Here is an 18,260-nt window from a genome sequence, read left to right as displayed (position 1 = left end):
CGTGAGTAAAATCCGGTTTTAAAAACCCATTAACGAAAGGTAAAATTTTTGCTCACAAAAAGTGCAATAATAGTTTTTTTGGTATAATATAAAATGAACTTTAGGAGGATATCATGGAAAAGTTAGATACAATGACTCTGGCCGATAATTTGGCCGATAATCAAGAAAGTATTTTAAATAAAGAAACAGACTTTGATGCTGAGGCCGTTTATCGTGTGATTGATAATTTGCATGTATTGCACAAGCCAGTTAAAGACTATTTTGGCATGACTCAAGAGCAATACTATGAAACTGAAAGTGACCACAAGCTTACTTTGATTAACTTGTCAGAGCAATTAACTGATTTACATGACCGCATCTTAACTAACCATGTTGACGGTTATGCTGATCAGAATAAAATTAATCTGACTTATAATCATGAAAATCCCTATGAAGACGATTTTTATAATGAGTCAGTTGATTTACACGTGGTTACTTACAGCTTAAAGGTAATCGGTGCGGTTCAAGTAATTGCACCTAAAGTGTTACAAGAAGTATTGTCTAAAGATGCAGTTTTGTCAATCGGCTTAGCAGCCCACGCATTGGCAGATAACGCGTAGTTTCTGAAGCTGTGGCTGACCGCCCGGCTTTTTTCTTTGGGTTGAGGCACAATAATGAATGTTTTTAAGTATTCAATGGGATTATTTGATCGGAAAAATGGGGCTAAAATGCGCCGTCTTTTTAATAAAAGGAAAAATTCACTTGATCCAATGCAAGAATATGTGACGGTCGGTGAATATCATGTTGACACAGCGCAACATACACCCCAAGGTCTGCCATATAATCTGACCGTTTATAAAGATGAAAATGATGTTTTACATCAGGCACTCAGTTTAGAAAGTGCTGATAATTTAGCGCCAGAATATGTGCGTGAATTTAGTCCTGAATTGGAACGATACCGTGCGTTTGTTAATCGCAAAACGGGACGTCGTTATATTGTGGAAGAATACCTTGATGAATTCATTAAACGTGTCAAGGAGCGGACGCATGAGGGTAAAAATTCTGTCAATGTTAGTGTGATTACTGATACCCACTATAAGGACAGTAACAGTACGGATTTTTACGGCTGGAATGGTTTAACCCATGTTAACGAATTTTCCTATCTTGATGATTCTGGGTTACTTGATCTCAAGGTTCATTTGGGTGACTGGATTGACGGCTCTGACACGGGTTTCTTGGGCGAAAGCGAACTAATTAAATTACGTGACTCGTTTAAATCAACCAAAGTGCCGTACTTGATGATTAAAGGTAATCATGACGAAAACGATAAGTATGATGAGCACCACGATCTAAAAGCATCATTCCCCGAGAATGAATTTGAAAAGATCATGTGGCCGGCAATGTATGCCCAACCTGGTGTGCACTATATTTCACGCCAACACGGCGTTTGTTACTATGATGTCGATGATATCCGCTTCATTTCAGTCAATACCACTGACTTGCCTTACATTTTAAATGCTCAGGGTCAAAAGCGTTATGATGCCAAAATCACTTTAGCCGTCAGAGAAGATCAGATGGAAGAAATCATCGAAATCTTGGAGCAATCATCCAATAAGAGCATTGTCTTTATGAGTCACGGCAATCCGATTAACCGCAAGGGCTCGAATGCACTTAAGTACAACGGCCGGTCCCTTCACGAACTACTAGTGGCATTTAATCAGGGTGAAAAAGGGCAAATGCACTCAAGTAGCGGTATCCCACCAGAATTTCGCTTAGCAAATGATTTTGATTTTACTAATGTGAAAAATGCCCGGATTATTGCCTACTTCTGTGGCCATCGTCACGTGGAAGACCAGTTCAGAATAAATGGTATCCAGTATATTTTGTTTAATTGCTCAGCTTTAATGGGACCGAACCATGTTTTGACGACTAAATATAATAAGAATTGGAATCGTCAAATCGATCATCAAACTGAATTTGCTGGGTACGTTGTAAACATTGATTTGCATCGGCACGTAATCCAGGCCTTTGGCTATGGGGCTGCCAGCAGGCGAAGAATCTTTTACATTTAGGTAAAATGGGTGGACAATTTGGAATTTGGCCGCCATTATCTTATAATGTGAAAGTTAAACTTAAAAACTAACAGGTTACTAACTAAGATTAATTAAGGAAGATAAATCTATGTGCGGAATTGTCGCATTTTATAATCCAGAAATAAATGATAAGCAAGCAGCTATTGGCAAAATGATGGCAGCGATCATGCACCGTGGTCCTGACTCAGATGGTTTTTACACCAACGATAAAGTTGCTTTAGGTTTTAGAAGATTATCAATCATTGATTTACGTGGCGGTAGCCAACCAATTTACAATGAAGACAAAACAAAGGCAATTATCTTTAATGGTGAAATTTACAACTTCCAGCCATTAAGAGACGAATTGATTAAAGCAGGCCATACATTTACCACTAAATCGGACACAGAAGTTCTGTTGCACGGTTTTGAAGAGTGGGGCATGGATGGCTTACTTAAGCGTATCCGGGGTATGTTTGCGTTTGCCATTTGGGATGATAACACTCAAACGCTGTATGGCGCCCGTGATTTCTTTGGTATCAAGCCACTTTACTACAGCGATGAGAATGGTCACTTGATTATTGGCTCAGAAATCAAGAGTTTCTTGCAGTTCCCTGGTTTTAAGCGTCGTCTTAATACAGAAGCAGTTAAACCATACTTGATGAACCAATATAATGACCTTGATGAGACTTTCTTTAAGGGCATCAAGCGGTTCCCAGCAGGCCACTGGTTTGAATATAAAGACGGTCAAATGAAGACTCATCAATACTGGGACGCTGAATATAAGGCTAACACGCTTAGTTTTGAAGAGACGGTTAATAAAATCGACGAAGATTTACATGAATCAGTTAAGTTGCACCATATTGCGGATGTTCCTGTTGGTGCCTTCTTATCAGAAGGAGTCGATTCCAGTTATATTACTAGCATCTTAAATCCGGATGATGTCTTTTCAATTTCCTTTGACGATGCAACTTATGATGAGGCATCTAAGGCTAAGGCTTTAGCCGATATGAATGGCTGGAATTTCTATTCAGACAAGGTTAAAGCTGACGAGGCAATGCATGACTTCCCAGAAATGCAATATCACATGGATGAGCCCGACGCTAATCCGTCAATCATTCCTCTTTGGTACTTGTGCAAGATGGCGCGTAAGCACGTTACGGTTGCCTTATCTGGTGAAGGTGCGGACGAATTATTTGCTGGCTACGTTAACTACGGGATGCACACGCATAACAACGTTATTAAGGTCTTTACTTCTCAATGTAAAAAGTTGCCGAAGAAGACAAGGGTTAAATTGGCACATAAGATTAAAAAGATGCCAAACTTCCCTGGCAAGGTTCACATGTACACCAACTTGGCTGAACCAAGCGAATTTTACGTTGGTCAATCAGTCATCTATGACATGGATTACCCAACTATCTTCACTTCAGAAGACGCTAATGGCGTTTTGAAGCCATCATACCGCAACAAATTAACCGTTAATGGTATTTATCAAAAGGACTTTGAAAAGGTTAAGGATCTTGATAACGTTCGCCAAATGCAATACATCGATTTGCACCACTTTATGCTAAACGATATTGAACAAAAGGCCGACAAGATTTCAATGGCTCATTCGCTCGAATTGCGTGTGCCATACCTTGACCGCAAGGTTGCTGAACGTGCTAACTCAATTCCAACCGATTACTTGGTTAACAAGCATGATACTAAATATGCTTTGCGTAAGGCATCAGAAAAAGTGTTGCCAGACGAGTGGGCTAAACGTCCTAAGCTAGGTTTCCCAACCCCAATCAAAGAATGGTTACAAGAACCACGCTTTTATCAACAAGTGCGTGACTTGTTCAGCGAAGATTTTGTTAATGACATTTTTGAACAAGACAAAATTTTGCAATTACTTGATGAAAATTACAAGGGCGATGGCTCACATCGTCGCCAAATCTGGACAATTTATACGTTCCTTGTTTGGTACAAATTATTCTTTGTTGATTACGATGAAACAGTTTCTAAGTATCAACGTGTGCAACCAGAAGTAGCTAGCTTGATTGAACAAGGAAAGCTAGTTTAATAGGAGCAGTTTTAAATGAGTCAAGATTTTACACCTATATTACTCGGTAGTGATATTAACGTATATGGGATGGCAAGATCCTTTAATGAAGCCTATGGAATTAGCGTTAAAGCGTTAGCGGATACTCAGCTAGCTCCAACCCGTTATTCTAAAATTGTCAGTGTGGAACTTCACCCAGGATTTAGTGAAGACCCAACTTTTATTGAAGTAATGCGCGAGCAAAAAAAGCTCTACCAGGATCATCAAGAACCAGTTATTCTGATTGCCTGTGGTGACGGTTATGCGGAACTTCTTTCTAAACACAAAGACGAATTAGCTGATGTCTTTGTTGTACCTTACATTGAATATGATTTGTTAGAAAAATTGATTTCTAAAGAGGGCTTTTATCAAATCGCTGAAGAGTGCGGTTTGCCTTACCCTAAGACTAAGATCATTACGATGGAGGACTTTAAGGCAGAAAACTACCTTGAGTTGCCATTTAACTACCCAATTGAACTGAAACCAGAAGACCCTGTTTCTTGGCTTGATGTTCACTTTGAAGGACGTAAAAAAGCCTTCACAATTCACAACGAAACAGAATTGCGTGACATTGTTGGCAAGATTTATGGTAACGGCTATCAGGCTGACCTAATTGCACAGGACTTTATCCCTGGTGACGATTCCAATATGCGTGTTCTTAACGCCTATGTTGACCGCCATCATCATGTTAAGATGATGTGCTTGGGTCATCCACTCTTAGAAGACCCAACTCCACAAGCCATTGGTAACTACATGGCAATTTTGCCTGAATACAATGAAAAATTGTATGAACAGGTTGAGGCTTTCTTGGAAAAACTCAACTATACTGGGATGGCCAACTTCGACATCAAGTATGATGCGCGTGACGGCAAGTACAAGTTCTTTGAAATCAACTTGCGTCAAGGTCGGTCAAGCTTTTACGTAACCTTAAACGGCTATAATCTAGCTAAGTGGTACGTTGATGATTATGTTTATGACAGCTTGCAAGACAAGGAGACAGTTTACGGCAATAAGCTTAAGTCCAAGCATGTTTTATGGCTTGGTCTACCTGTAAAAGTCTTTAAGCAATATGCACGTGACAATGAGTCTAAACAACTCGCTGAAGAATTAATTCACGAAGGACGCTATGGAACAACCGTCTTTTATGATAAGGACCGTAACTTCAAGCGTTGGCTATTGATGAAATATATGTTCCATAATTATAATGGCCGGTATAAGAAATATTACCAAGAAAATAAAGGCCAATTTTTTGAAAACTAAATTAAGGATGATTACAGTTTAGACTGATAATCATTCTTTTTTATGTGTACCTAAATTCTATTCACCACCACGTTTTTAGGACTTTGAACTGTTAGGTGAGGGTGTTAATTTAGCGTACTTCTTGCTACACTGTTAAATGGAAATTAAAACAAGAAAGGACTGAATAAATGAAACTCACACACGGATCAAATACTGGAACCGAAGTTAAACTACGTTGGTTATTGCTAGGGGAACTAGCAACTTGGATTGGTTCAAGTTTTGTTTGGCCACTTACTTCAGTTTACTTAAATAAGCAATTGCACATTAGCCTTTCAGTTATCGGGCTTGTACTTTTCTGCAACTGTGCAAGTAATGTTTTGGGGTCATTCACCGCTGGGCGTTTGTATGACCGTTTCAATCCATATCCGTTAATTGTTGCTGGACTGGGCACTGATGCTGTGGTCCTGTTTTTTATGGCCTTCTTTCATGGCTGGCCAGCTTACTGGATTTGGCTAATTATCACTGGGTTTGTTAGTGGTTGGAACGGAACAATGATCAATTCCATTTCCACTAGTATTAAAAAATATCCTGGGCGCTATGTATTCAACTTGATCTACTTTGCCCAGAACGTCGGTACTGTTACTGGAACTCTGCTCGTTGGTTATCTCTATGACTTCTCAATTGAGTTCCTGTTCTTACTTGCTTCTTCATTATTTGCAATTGCCTGCGTTAATGCAGCAATTCACTACCGGCCAATTATTAACTTTCATAAAGAACGCAAAGCTAAAAGTAAGGGAGCAAGCGGTAAAGTTAAAACTGAACCAATGCCTAAGTACAACGTTATGTTGATGGTCGGCTTTCTGATTTCACTAGCAGTAACTTGGCTAATGTACATGAACTGGGAATCGAACTTATCGGTTTATATGGTTTCACTCGGAATTCCGTTTCATTTATACAGTTTACTGTGGACGCTTAACGGTGCAATTATTGTGACTGTCCAGGTTATTTTGGCTCGTTTTCCGCGCCTATTTAAAAACCTGTTCCAGCAAATAATATTTGGGACAACGATGTTCGCTCTTTCATTTGCGACACTTATTTTTGCCCACGACTTTGCCCACTTTGCTTTGTCGATGGTGGTGTTAACGTTAGGAGAAGCCACAGCGTTTCCTGCTGTTCCAGCCTACATTAATGACTTGTCACCGATGACCAGTAAGGGCAAGTATCAGGGGGCAATTAGTGTTGCGCGTGGAATTGGTCAAGCCTTTGGTCCACTATTTGGGGGGATGATGATTGATCATGCAGGTTACATTCCGTTCTTTATTACGGCTGCAATTTGCATTTTCATGATGGTTTTATTGCTAATTCCTCTTCATGCAAAATTGCGTAAACACATTAAAGTTTTCAAGTAATTTGTAAAGGCTTTTTAACACTTATCAATTGATTAAAATGATAATATTAATTTAGTGTATTTTTAATTTTAGAAAAAAGGGGAGGATTCTCTCAATGAAAAATATTTCGGCAATTCGTGGCGGTAGCGGCAACGTCATTGAACCAAAAGTTGGCACAAGACCTCAGGATAACCTATACCTAGCTGTTAACTCTGAGTGGATTGAAAAAACTAAGATTCCAGAAGATCGTTCACGTATGGCATCATTTGATGGCATTGACGTTAGCGTTGAAAAGCATTTAATGCAGGATTTAGCTGATTTTGCATCTGGCAAAAAGGAAATTCCTGATGTCCCTAACTTGGATGAAGCAGTTAAGCTCTATAAATTAGCATGCGATTTTGACAAGCGTAATAGAGAAGGCGCTGATCCAATTAAGGACGATTTAGCTATTCTTGACGGCATTAAGGACTTTTCTGACTACAACTTAAATGCGCCTGCCTTATCAACTTTTGCTTCAATCCCATTTGGCTTTGATGTTTCACCTGACATGAAGAATACTAAAGTTAATGCTTTGTATTTTGCAGGTCCAGGAACATATTTACCGGACACTACCACTTATCAAACTCCTGATGCACCAAAGCTATTAGACATTTTACAAAAGCAATCAGTTAAGCTTTTAACCATGGCTGGTATTGATCAAGCTAAAGCAGAAAAATATGCAGAAGATGCTATTAAGTTTGATGCTAAGCTATCTAAGATTGTTAAGTCTACAGAAGAATGGGCAGATTATCCTGCTACTTACAATCCAATGAAGATTGCAGACTTTGAAGCTAAGTTTGATCAATTCAAGATTGCTTACTACTTGAAAGAAGCAATTGGCGAAGAACCTGAACGAATTATTGTTGAAGAACCACGCTACTTGGATCACATTAACGAAATTATCAATGAAGAAAACTTTGATGAAATCAAAGGCTGGATGATTGTTAACTTTATTAATGCTGCAGCTCCTGCTTTATCACAAGAATTTCGTGAAGCAGCGTTCCCATTCAGCCAAGCATTAAATGGTCAACCAAAATTAACAAGTGGTGAAAAGCAAGCATATCAATTTGCTAACTCAGACTTCAGCGAAGTTGTTGGTGTTTACTACGGCAAGACATATTTTGGTGAGGATGCCAAAAAAGATGTTGAAGAAATGATTCATCACATGCTTGACGTTTATAAGGATCGCTTGCAAAACAATAGCTGGTTGTCAGAAGCAACTAAAGAAAAGGCCATTGTTAAGGTTAACGCTTTAGAGCTAAAGATTGGTTACCCTGACAAGATTGAAGAAGTTTACAATCGCTTAAAGGTGGTTCCAGCTAATGAGGGCGGTAGCCTTTATTCAAATGAACGTGCATTTGGCATTGTGGAGCAAAAGTACAACCTTGAACAATTGCACAAGGAAGTTGATCGGACAGTTTGGGCAATGCCTGGTAACCTCGTTAACGCATGTTATGACCCACAAAGAAACGACTTAACATTCCCTGCTGCTATTCTTCAGGCACCATTTTATGACTTAAAACAAGACCGTGCTACTAATTATGGTGGTATTGGTACTGTTATTGCCCACGAAGTTTCACACGCCTTTGATAACAATGGTGCGCAATTCGATGAAATTGGTAACATGAAGAACTGGTGGACTGACGAAGACTACGCTGAATTTAAGAAGCGTACGCAAGCTGAAATTGACCTGTTTGATGGTATTGAATATGGCCCAGTTACTCTTAACGGTAAGCAAATTGTTTCAGAAAACATTGCAGACCAAGGTGGTTTAACTGCAGCAGTTGAAGCTGCTAAGAATGAGAACGAAGACCTGAAGAAATTGTTCGAAAACTTCGCTCGCATTTGGGCTAACAAACAATTGACTGAATCAATTAAGAGTCAAACTGCAGTTGATGTTCACGCTCCTGGTCCATTACGTGCTAACGTTCAGACTCAATGTCAAGATGACTTCTACAAGGCTTTTGATGTTAAGCCAGAAGATGGTATGTGGTTAGATCCAGATAAACGCGTTTATATTTGGTAATCTAGTTTAATAGACAAAAATTAAATAAAACGAAAAGCCCCATTTCTGTTATAGAAAAGGGGCTTTTTTGATATTTAAGATGCGTTTTGGTAAGGAAAGCTACTCTTTCTTTACTTATTCGCCTAATACTTTACCTTCTTTATCCAGTAAGCTTACACGCTTATCATTTTTGTCCTTGAGCTTCCAAAAACTTTCACTGTGGAAGCTTAGAGGACTATTATCCGGCTCGATTTTCCAGCCACCTTCTTCTTCGAAAGAATCAGTGCGATATTCGCGTTCAAATTTCTTGAGGTAAAGGCCTTGCTGAGTAATCAATTGATCAACTATTTTTAGTGCTTCACCAGAGAGATTTCCAAAAAAGACGTCACAGCCATCCTTAATTTGCATTAAGGAATATTTACCATCATTTTTAAAAAGAATGGTTAGTCCTGACCAGTTTTCCATAATCACTTCTTGGATGAGTTCTGCTAAACTGTCTAGTTCCAACTCTTTCAGGTCGTCATTAATCAGGTCAGGATAAACTGGATCTTCGCAGTCATTATCCAAATAGACAACTGACTCATAGTAATAAAGAATAGTGAAAGCAGTAAAAATAATACCTTTAGCAAAATCTTTTTTATAGTGTTTTTCTAAATAATCAGCTAATTCCGCGAAGTCCGCATTCTGAAAAGTAATGGGAACAAAGTCAACGTAATAACTATCTTTGTTTTCGCTGAGTATCTTATTAATTATTTCGTAGTCTTTTTCAACTGACATCGGTAAGTTCTCCTTGATTTAATCAATATTTTTAACTTTTTTGAAAAATAAACCTTGGTGAGTTACTAGCTGTTCAATCATCTTTTGTGCTTCCCCAGAAAGACCAAAAAAATGTGTACTGTATTCATCTTCGATACTCATTAAAGAAATGTGGTCTTTGTCTTCGGTTTGAAAGAAAATATACAAACCCATGCGGTTTTTAATTACTTTGTCTCTAATTTCTTTAGCAATGCTCTCCAAATCAGTATGGCGCAAGTCTTTATTAGTATATTTTTCTAAATAGTCATTGCCAGGTAAGAAGACTGCTGAATCATAATAACAAAGAATGGTAAAAGCAATAAAAATAATCTTTTTGGCAAAATCTGGTTTGTAATTAATTGCCAAATAATCAGCTAGTTCAGCAAAATCCTCATTCATAAAAGTGATAGGAACAAAATCAACATAGTAATGACCTTGATTTATTTCAGATGAACAATAAGCATCAAAAAGTGCAGTAGCTTGTTTTTCATCGATTAGTAGTTTGTCTTTCACAAATTATTTCTCCATATATAAAACTAACATTCCAGTTATTATATTTTAAAAAGCTAAAAAATGACAGTTCAATAATAGATATGCATTTGATTTTTTATTGCTACCTACTATGAGTAGTTGCAAAAAGATTAATTCTAATCTAATATTAGTGTATCAGTTAAGTAATACAGTAATATTAAAATTGCGGGAGGTAGCTTAATGAAAAATAGTCAAGAAGTACTGGAATTAGATAATGTTTGTACCTATATTGGTAGGACTGAAATTGTTAAGGACGCTTCTTTTCAGATAAAGGCAGGTGATATTATTGGCTTAATCGGACCAAATGGAGCAGGAAAGACAACAATAATGAAAACCATATTGGGTCTGACAAAGTTTACTGGCAAAATCACTATGTCCGGAGCAGCGATTACGGAAAATAATCATCATGCATTGGAAAAAGTTGGCGCTTTGATCGAACATCCAGCAATCTATCCTTTTTTAACTGGTGAACAAAACCTTGAATTGTATTCTTATAACCATCAAGATATGGTCAAAATTATTTCAGAATTAGGGATGGATTCCTATATCAAGTCGAAAGCAAAAGGGTATTCCCTAGGGATGAAGCAAAAATTGGGGATTGCGATTGCCCTTTTAAACAAGCCTAAGCTAGTCATTCTGGATGAACCAATGAATGGGCTAGATATTGAGGCGACAATTGGTGTTAGAAAACTAATTAAAAAATATGCTGATGGGGGCACTGCTTTTTTGATTTCTAGTCATATTTTAAGTGAATTACAAAAAGTGATGACCAGAGTTTTACTAATAAGCGGTGGAAAGATTATTTTGAATCAAAGTATCGGTCAATTTGAAGCAATTAGCCATCAGAAATACAAACTAACTACTGAAAATGATGAGCAAGCTGAGCACCTCTTTAAGACTAAGGGAATTAATTTTAAAAAACAAAAACAATATTTAATTGTAGGACAAGAGGACATTTTTAAAATTCAAGATGAGCTTGCTAAAAAGAAACTACATTTAAAAGAAATGTTGCCAATTGAAGCAAACTTTGAGCAGATAGTGGTTGATACCCTAAACAAGGAAAGGGATTAAAAAGATGCTAACAGCCTTAAAAGAAGAAACTTATAAATTTTGCCATGAGAAGATAGCTTTGTTAGGCCTGCTCGTTTTATTAGTAACAACTTTGTATTCGACATTGACCAAGACCATCAATAAATCCACTTTAATCTTTGCTTTTGGGGCGATTGAGTGGATACCAGTTATTATTATTGCAGTGGGTGCAGCATTTTTTGAGATGGAATATGATAACAAAACAATAGTTATGCTGCTTTATAAAAATTCAAGCAAACTGAAGATATATTTAGCAAAGTTTTTAGTGGTTTTTTGCTACAGCATTGCTTTAGCACTGGGCGCAATTCTACTAACTTTCCTGCTTAGTCTATTGACAGTACCCGGTCAGTATCACTGGCTTGCTTATTATCAAGGCCATACAATTCTAACCAACTTGCTTCTTAACCTTTTCGGCGCAGTCATTTATTGTTTTTTTATTGTTGGCTTATCATTCATGTTAATCATGTTAGTAAAAGCAAATACGGTTGTAATTTGTATCGGCTTAGTTTTAGCATATTTTGGCGCTAGCTTTTCTACTGCACTGATGCATACTTTTCCAACAGCTGTTGGAATTCTTAAGTGGAATCCATTGAATATGATTTTTATTTCTCAACAGCTGACTAGAGGCTCTTTTGCATTAAAGTCCAACTTAACTAATTTTCAATTGATTATTGCTACGGTAGTTTACGGAATCATTTTTGGCTTACTGGGCTATTATCTTTTCAAACGTCGTAGAGTATAAGGAGGAAAAATGATTTACAGTATTAAGCAAGAATTTTTCAAACTTTATCATAAAAAAATGTTCTGGCTTGCGCCAATTATCATGTTAGTGCTAATGATATTTACTGGTTATGCTATTGGCAGCGATGAAGCAAGACTAACAGCAGTGATGTGTTATGATGCAACGGATTGGATAACATTTATCTTGATAGTTATTGGGGCTACTAGTTTTTCTATGGAGTACCAAAACAACGCTATTTTAACTTTGCTATATAAAGCATCTAATAAAATCTACGTTTACTTATCTAAATACTTAGTGCTCCTTGTTTATGACATATTTTTACATCTTGTTGCAGTTGGGTACACAGTTGTACTGAAAGGATTTTTGTTCAAATCCAACATTTCGTGGACAAGTATCAATTATTATCATCAGCCACTGTGGGTTAATACTTTGCAAGCGACGCTGTTGGATTTAGCGGTGTCCATGCTGATCATTACAATAATTTTCTTATTATCTTGTCTAATTAACAGTAATGCAGTTGTCATGACTACTAGCCTTTTAGTAGTACTATTAGGTGAAAGTATTTCATCAGATATTATGAGTAAGCCGAAGCTTGTTAGTGTTCTCAAATGGAATCCTTTCAATATGCTCAATCTGTCTAGACAGTATGGTAATTATGCTACATATCATCTAACTACACATCTTAGTAATGTTGAGCTTCTTATGGGCACGTTAATCTATATCGCTGTTTTCTTTGTTATTGGCTATTGGATTTTTCGAAAAAAGCGGTTTTAATAAAAAAGTTTGATGCCTGATACACTGGGATTCTTCATTCTAAAGTTTATAATATACTTATTGTATAAACTTATTCTCAGTAATAGAAAAGAAAGTTAAGCTCATGAAAGATAACCAGCAAAGTAAAAAAGATTTCTACGATATTTTTAAGTATACAGTCGTTTTATTCATCGCCTTTGTCATAATCAATTTTTTGTTAACCAAGTTTGTAATAGTTAAATGCTCTGTATCAGGCATTTCAATGCAACCAACTTTTGAAAATCAAGAGCGCGTCATTGCTTATCGCCATAGTGAACTAAAGCGTAACGAAGTTATCATTCTAAAAGCTCCTGATGAACCAAAAGCGTTTTATATCAAACGAATCATTGGCTTACCAGGTGATACAGTTACTGCAAAGAACAATAAGATTTATGTTAATGGCAAAAAGATTGACCAGAGTTATTTAGAACCGGGCTTTAAACTGATAGACCATGAGGATGGTTTCAATGGTACGCACTACTCTGACACTGGAAACTTTTCAATTCGCTCGTTAGCAACTAAAAAAGATTATAAGAAAATTTATACGGCAGCGCAGTTGAACTTGATGAGAAAAACTAATAAGGTTCCGAAAGATTCATACTTTGTATTGGGTGACCACCGGAGTGTATCAAAGGATAGTCGTTACATTGGCGCAATTCCTAGAAGTAAAATTGAAGGGGTAGTCAAAGTTCGATACTGGCCACTTAACCGACTTAGTTTGTATTAGTGACAATACGTTAGACACAATTTAAGCGACATAAAAAGCATCTGAAGAAAATCTTCAGATGCTTCTTTTTTATTCAGTTTCCTGATCTTTTAAATTAGAGTAGTCCTTTGGTGCAACACGCTTAATGTGCAATTTTGTCTTAGGACGGCCCAGAATTAATGGGACTTGCTCAACTACCGTATCGGTATATTCTAAGCCAAACCAAGATGCTGGATTGGAAGACAAGTTTTGTAACCAGATACGAGCTTTTAGCATTAGCTTTTCAAAGCCCTTAAGTTTGGTAAGTGGACTGAAGACTTCGTTAACGATAACGAATGAGAAGTCTCCAACTTGGCGACCAGGCGTAGTAGTGTAATCCTGCGGTTGTGCCTCAATTGTTCCGTCCTTGATTAAGTCCTGAACGATTTGCCGCAAGTAAACATTCACACTAGTTTGCTTTTTAAAACCTAAGAAAAGCTGAACGTTGATGACATTTTTGGTGCCATATGTATTAACCGCATAGCGCGCAGTATAAGGCTCATTAGTAATGTTAACTGATACGAACCAATAAGCAGCAGCTCTTTTTGGTCGTTTATCCAAAATGGAGTACATGATTTCACGTTTAATAAACTTGTTGTACTTCACTTTAGCCATATAAACTAAGTTAGTTGCGTATACTGGATAATCATCATCATGACTTAAGTCAGTCAACATATCAGTGTATTCGTCCAAACGGACATAAGTTTTTGCCCCTTCGTGTTTATCACGTACCTTGTTACCGAAGTACCAAATGAACATGATTACACCGATAAAGCCAGCAATTAAGACAGTTACGTAACCGCCGTGCATAAACTTGGTTAAACTTGAAATCAAGAACATGCCTTCGATAAAGCCAAAGACAAGTAAGAAGCAAAGACGCAAAATAAATGGGTGATGCTTAGAAGCCAAGTACTCGAATAAGAGCAGGGTGGTCATTAACATGGTAACCGTAATTGACAGACCGTAGGCTGCTTCCATGTGTTCCGAAGTACGGAAGAAAAGAACGACACCAATGGTTGCGATACAGATCATCTTGTTAACAGATGGAATATAAATCTGACCGTGTTCGGTTGTTGGATAATTGATTTTCATCCGTGGTAAAAACTTCAAACCACTGGCTTCAGATACAAGTGTAAATGAACCAGTAATCAGGGCTTGTGAAGCGATAATTGCGGCAATAGTTGCCAAAATGATGGCAAATAATCGTAAGTTAGCTGGCACGGCCTCGAAGAATGGGTTTAATTCGCCACCGTTAGTTTGATAATTAGGGTTTTGCAAAATCCAAACACCTTGACCAAGATAGTTTAGGGACAAGCAAACAAATACGTAAGGCCAAGAGCCTAGGATATTGCCACGGCCAACGTGACCAACATCTGAATATAGTGCTTCGGCACCGGTAGTTGCCAAGAAGATTGAACCTAAAATGAAAATACCGGCTTTGTTTGCTGGACTGAATAAAATTTTAATTGCCCATACAGGATTAAGTGCTTCGATAATTGACCAGTCATGAGCCATATTGCTAATACCGATTACACCTAAAAAAGTGAACCAGACCAACATTATTGGTCCAAACGCTTTACCGATACTACTTGTTCCCAACATTTGAATTGAAAAGAGTAGTAACAAAATGATAATGGTAATCACAATGACGGAGTTCTGATTGGGAACAGGAACACTACTGCCAAAATGCATATTTTTCAGACCTTCAATTGAGGTCGTAACGGTAACTGCAGGTGTTAGCGTCCCGTCTGCAAGTAGTGCAGCCCCACCAATTAAGGCAGGCATAACCAACCATTTGGCTCGCTTACGAACGAGTGCATATAAGGCAAAAATACCACCTTCACCACGGTTGGTCGCATTAAGCGCAATTATGACGTATTTAACAGTCGTTAATAATGTAACTGTCCAAAAAATCAGTGAGATTGAACCTAAAATCAATTCGCGGTTAACGTTGGCGATGCCGCCGTTACCATTAACAATCGATTTCATAACATAGAGCGGACTAGTTCCGATGTCACCGTACACAATCCCAATTGTGATTAACAAACCGGCCGCGGAAATCCGCTTCTTCTTGTGATCCATAGTAATCTGATACTCCCATTAGACTATTTCAAGATTTTATTTAATTAAGTAAAAAAGAATGTCAACCGACATTCCCATTTAAGTATCTATTTTGTTCTTTTTTTCGTAATAGTACAAGTAAATTATGATAAAGAAGTAGAAATATTATTACGACGGTCTTCGTACCAGTTGTCCCAATCGCTGTATGAAGTCATTTCTTCAGGTTTAATACTATCTTGCTTAACAATTTCGTCTACTATATTTTGAAAGTTGTTAGCGTGGTATTGCAAAGCATGCTTAACCAATTCATTACGTGAAAATTTGATGTTATCCATTACATAGTGGTTAATATCAACCATGTTTGAATCAGGATCATAAGTGTTCATGATTTCCAAGTCGCGCTGATTGAATTTAGCAATGTAGAAGTCAGTGAAAACTCTTAAATAATCAGGTTGTTCAGCAAATTCTTCTTCAGGCATTGTTGTCCATTCAGCTTCAGGCATGATAACCTTTAATTCTTCATTTTCTTGTTCTTGTTCATTATCTTGCTCTTTGATATTTGTTTCTTTTTCAGTCAAAGCAGACACCCCTTTAGTAAAAATAGGAAACGTGAAAGTCAATAGTCATTTTACAGAGTTTAAGCGGTAAAAGCAACTATACAGTAGCTACTTGAGAAAAACCTAGTAGCTCATTTCTTCAGTTAGTCAAATTATAGCATTATTGTTGCACATGATTAAATGGCTAAAAATGCCTAAGTTAAAAGCGTCTTAGCTAAAATACTTAGACGCTTTTAAAACTTTTCTTCATTATAAAGTATTAATTATGGTTTTAGATAGTTTTGCACATCATTCTTAGTAATTTGATCAGGATTTGCACGTCCAGATTTACGGTAAAGATCGATTAAATCTTGAGGACTCCATGCCATACCTTCGTAACCAAGTTTAGTTACACGTTTGCGCAGTTGAGCAATTTGGTCATTTGTAACGGTTTGACCGTGAACCTTGTGGTCGCCCATTGAGCCTTCACCAGTTTTACCTGCATTACCAGTGTCACCGCCATTAGAATTGGCACTGTTAGAATTACTATTAGAAGAAGCTTCAGTTTCAGTTTTATTATCTTTAGCAGCCTGCTTATTCTTATCAAGGCCAGCGCTAGCTTGTTTCTTATATTTAGCGTAGTACTTGCCATCAATATAAGGTAGGTCTAGCACTTTTTGGTATTGGTCAGCGGCTTGGTCGTATTGTTTGTCATCTTCGTTTTGCTTAGCAGCTGCAAAAATTGGCTTAATTTCGTGTTCATAATTATCTTGAACACCCTTGATGGTCTTAGTCAGCTTTTTACCGTGGCTAACTAAAACGGAATAACCGTTGCTCTGCTTAACGACATCATTAGTCTTGGCAAGGGCGTCATCGTATTCACCATCTTTAGTTGCTTTAATTGCAGCCGTCATATTGTCAGCTTGTTCTTTATAAGCTTGTGCTTGATTGGTCTTCTTAATCGAAAGGGCCTTATCAAACGCGTTACTTGCTCTAGTGTAATTTTTGTCTTTAACGGCTTCTTTACCAGATTGAATAGCGCTGTTATAAGAAGCATCTACTTGATTGCTATTTGATTTTTGGGTTGCGTAAAAGACGCCACCACCAAGGGCAATAATGACCAGGGCTGCGATCGTCCAAATCGTGGATTTTTTCATAATAGGAATTTATCCTCCTTACTAATTCTTACATTAATTATAGAGGGTTAATGTTGGTTTGACTACCGATACACGTTTTTTGCCAATAATATAAAAAATTCTCAAGAAATTTGTTACACTTTGCCGTCTCATTTCGTTAGTAATAGTGTAAGACATCTAGCGCGCTACTTCTTACATTGTTAGTTTCAATAATTCAATCAAAAGGATGGTAAAAAATATGAGTTTAGATTTATTAGAGCAAACAATCCAATACACTTTCTACAATCAACAAGATGGCAAAGATAATATTAAATCGCGTGTCTTTAAAAATGTGAAAAAGGGAGCATCTGCCGCAGGTTTGGCTAAGGTGGGGGATGCACTTGCAAGTCTGCAAGGTGCGGACTTGACTGCCGCAACCTTAATTCAAAAGCAGGCAATTCCGCTAATTGACACCGTTAACTAAAAAAGATTTTTGCTAGCTAATTAAATATAGGAAAGAAAAGGAGCGAGATTAATTTGGTAACTAAATCAAAAACTTTACAATTAGTATTTTTAAATGGTGATGATAAAAAGGTCACATTGGCCTTACCGGATGCCGCTGATCACTTGACTTCAGTAGAAGTTAAAACGGCAATGAAGACAATTGCAGATGCAGATGCATTTGCAAAAGATGGAGTTGATGTCTATAAGATTCCACAATCTGCTTCATATGTTGAACGTGTGGTTAGAAATTTGTTCGATGAGTCTTCAGATAGTTCAAAAAGGGTTGCAACTGCTTAAGCTCACAACTAGGTTGATTAGAAAAATAAAAAAGTTTACTAGTTGAAGATAATTATTTATTAAAAAGTCATGCCTTGTTTAATTAGGCATGACTTTTTACTTTATTTCCTGTTAATTTGTTAATGTTTTGTAAAATTAATGTTGCATAAAATAATTTAAGAACACTGGCTGATTTTTAAAAGTGTAAAAATAATTGCTACATAAGCTTTTGCGAATTAATTAAAAAAATAATTTTTGCAACAATCTGTAAGCGT

At 37.2% G+C, this 18,260-nt stretch carries 17 protein-coding genes; 12 read left to right on the top strand and 5 right to left on the bottom strand.

The genetic code is table 11. The annotated features are described in order from the left end of the window. Positions 1–113 precede the first annotated feature (113 nt). The 6 genes from F5ESL0263_RS07875 to F5ESL0263_RS07850 all read left to right on the top strand — a co-directional run bounded on the left by F5ESL0263_RS07875 (position 114) and on the right by F5ESL0263_RS07850 (position 8,820). Positions 114–599, top strand: a complete 486-nt coding sequence (locus tag F5ESL0263_RS07875; RefSeq protein ID WP_046307854.1) for a hypothetical protein — start codon at positions 114–116, stop codon at positions 597–599. A gap of 54 nt (positions 600–653) precedes the next feature. Beyond that, positions 654–2,051: a metallophosphoesterase gene (locus F5ESL0263_RS07870; protein ID WP_046307853.1), complete on the top strand. Its 1,398-nt coding sequence runs from the start codon at positions 654–656 to the stop codon at positions 2,049–2,051. A gap of 109 nt (positions 2,052–2,160) precedes the next feature. Continuing rightward, a complete protein-coding gene (gene asnB, locus F5ESL0263_RS07865) occupies positions 2,161–4,110 on the top strand; it encodes an asparagine synthase (glutamine-hydrolyzing) (RefSeq protein ID WP_122036173.1) in 1,950 nt (649 codons plus the stop codon). 15 nt (positions 4,111–4,125) lie between these two features. After that, entirely contained in the window at positions 4,126–5,388 is a 1,263-nt protein-coding gene (locus F5ESL0263_RS07860) for a carboxylate--amine ligase (protein WP_122036172.1), read from the top strand. Positions 5,389–5,555: 167 nt separating this feature from the next. After that, positions 5,556–6,776 carry an MFS transporter gene (locus F5ESL0263_RS07855; protein ID WP_074425920.1) on the top strand — a complete coding sequence of 407 codons (1,221 nt, stop codon included), beginning with the start codon at positions 5,556–5,558 and terminating at the stop codon, positions 6,774–6,776. Between the two features lie 94 nt (positions 6,777–6,870). Continuing rightward, positions 6,871–8,820, top strand: coding sequence for a M13 family metallopeptidase (locus tag F5ESL0263_RS07850; protein WP_122036170.1), 1,950 nt, complete (start codon positions 6,871–6,873; stop codon positions 8,818–8,820). A 114-nt stretch (positions 8,821–8,934) separates the two neighbouring features. On the opposite strand, the gene F5ESL0263_RS07845 is transcribed toward F5ESL0263_RS07850, so the two are convergent. Next, positions 8,935–9,576 carry a hypothetical protein gene (locus tag F5ESL0263_RS07845; protein WP_122036168.1) on the bottom strand — a complete coding sequence of 214 codons (642 nt, stop codon included), beginning with the start codon at positions 9,574–9,576 and terminating at the stop codon, positions 8,935–8,937. Positions 9,577–9,594: 18 nt separating this feature from the next. Continuing rightward, positions 9,595–10,107 carry a hypothetical protein gene (locus F5ESL0263_RS07840; RefSeq protein WP_233558469.1) on the bottom strand — a complete coding sequence of 171 codons (513 nt, stop codon included), beginning with the start codon at positions 10,105–10,107 and terminating at the stop codon, positions 9,595–9,597. Between the two features lie 198 nt (positions 10,108–10,305). Between F5ESL0263_RS07840 and F5ESL0263_RS07835 the strand changes: the two genes are divergently transcribed. The 4 genes from F5ESL0263_RS07835 to lepB all read left to right on the top strand — a co-directional run bounded on the left by F5ESL0263_RS07835 (position 10,306) and on the right by lepB (position 13,475). After that, a complete protein-coding gene (locus tag F5ESL0263_RS07835; protein WP_122036166.1) occupies positions 10,306–11,196 on the top strand; it encodes an ABC transporter ATP-binding protein in 891 nt (296 codons plus the stop codon). A 4-nt stretch (positions 11,197–11,200) separates the two neighbouring features. Continuing rightward, positions 11,201–11,956 carry an ABC transporter permease gene (locus F5ESL0263_RS07830; RefSeq protein WP_122036164.1) on the top strand — a complete coding sequence of 252 codons (756 nt, stop codon included), beginning with the start codon at positions 11,201–11,203 and terminating at the stop codon, positions 11,954–11,956. A 9-nt stretch (positions 11,957–11,965) separates the two neighbouring features. Beyond that, entirely contained in the window at positions 11,966–12,730 is a 765-nt protein-coding gene (locus tag F5ESL0263_RS07825) for an ABC transporter permease (RefSeq protein WP_122036162.1), read from the top strand. Positions 12,731–12,833: 103 nt separating this feature from the next. Continuing rightward, positions 12,834–13,475 carry a signal peptidase I gene (gene lepB, locus F5ESL0263_RS07820; protein WP_122036160.1) on the top strand — a complete coding sequence of 214 codons (642 nt, stop codon included), beginning with the start codon at positions 12,834–12,836 and terminating at the stop codon, positions 13,473–13,475. A 69-nt stretch (positions 13,476–13,544) separates the two neighbouring features. Here the strand turns inward: lepB and F5ESL0263_RS07815 are convergent, their stop codons facing one another. The 3 genes from F5ESL0263_RS07815 to F5ESL0263_RS07805 form a co-directional block, all read right to left on the bottom strand. Next, entirely contained in the window at positions 13,545–15,575 is a 2,031-nt protein-coding gene (locus tag F5ESL0263_RS07815; protein ID WP_122036158.1) for a KUP/HAK/KT family potassium transporter, read from the bottom strand. A 122-nt stretch (positions 15,576–15,697) separates the two neighbouring features. Further along, a complete protein-coding gene (locus F5ESL0263_RS07810; protein ID WP_122036156.1) occupies positions 15,698–16,132 on the bottom strand; it encodes a hypothetical protein in 435 nt (144 codons plus the stop codon). A 242-nt stretch (positions 16,133–16,374) separates the two neighbouring features. Beyond that, entirely contained in the window at positions 16,375–17,247 is an 873-nt protein-coding gene (locus tag F5ESL0263_RS07805; protein ID WP_122036155.1) for a hypothetical protein, read from the bottom strand. A 217-nt stretch (positions 17,248–17,464) separates the two neighbouring features. Between F5ESL0263_RS07805 and F5ESL0263_RS07800 the strand changes: the two genes are divergently transcribed. Together F5ESL0263_RS07800 and F5ESL0263_RS07795 are read left to right on the top strand one after the other, a co-directional pair. Further along, on the top strand, positions 17,465–17,689 hold the full coding sequence (locus tag F5ESL0263_RS07800; RefSeq protein WP_074425912.1) for a DUF1659 domain-containing protein: 225 nt from the start codon (positions 17,465–17,467) through the stop codon (positions 17,687–17,689). A gap of 53 nt (positions 17,690–17,742) precedes the next feature. Continuing rightward, a complete protein-coding gene (locus F5ESL0263_RS07795) occupies positions 17,743–18,006 on the top strand; it encodes a DUF2922 domain-containing protein (protein WP_122036153.1) in 264 nt (87 codons plus the stop codon). Positions 18,007–18,260 lie beyond the last annotated feature (254 nt).

Origin of the sequence: Lactobacillus sp. ESL0263, assembly GCF_003692845.1 — a bacterium.
Taxonomy (GTDB): Bacteria; Bacillota; Bacilli; order Lactobacillales; family Lactobacillaceae; genus Lactobacillus; species Lactobacillus apis.
This window is presented reverse-complemented; position numbering and strand designations above follow the sequence as displayed.